Origin of the sequence: Pseudomonas brassicacearum (genome assembly GCF_003732265.1) — a bacterium.
GTDB classification, from domain to species: domain Bacteria; phylum Pseudomonadota; class Gammaproteobacteria; order Pseudomonadales; family Pseudomonadaceae; genus Aquipseudomonas; species Aquipseudomonas brassicacearum_D.
The window spans coordinates 1-289 of the sequence record NZ_MOBK01000040.1 but is presented as its reverse complement, the minus strand read 5'-3'; the positions used below and the strand labels follow the sequence as shown (position 1 = coordinate 289).

1 protein-coding gene is annotated in these 289 nt (G+C 61.2%); it reads right to left on the bottom strand.

Going from position 1 to position 289, the window contains the following annotated elements; translation table 11 throughout:
- The coding region (locus tag BK660_RS29940; RefSeq protein WP_123436392.1) for a response regulator at window positions 1–289 on the bottom strand (289 nt) is incomplete at both ends.

Here is a 289-nt window from a genome sequence, read left to right as displayed (position 1 = left end):
TGCACGCCGGACTTCTGCGCCTCACGTGCCTGATAGAACGACAACGTGCGCTCCATGCGATCCGTGGCCAGCGCCTTGACGAGCAGCAGCTTGAGCTCGGGCAGGGCCACCGGTTTGGTGACGTAGTTAAAAGCGCCCTCTTTCATCGCCACCACGGCATCTTCGACGTTACCGTAGCCGGTCATCATGATCACTTTCAGATCCGGCGCGCTGAGGCGCAGCTTCTGGATCAGGTCGTGACCACTCATGCCCGGCAACGAACTGTCGGTCAACACCACGTCCGGGGCGA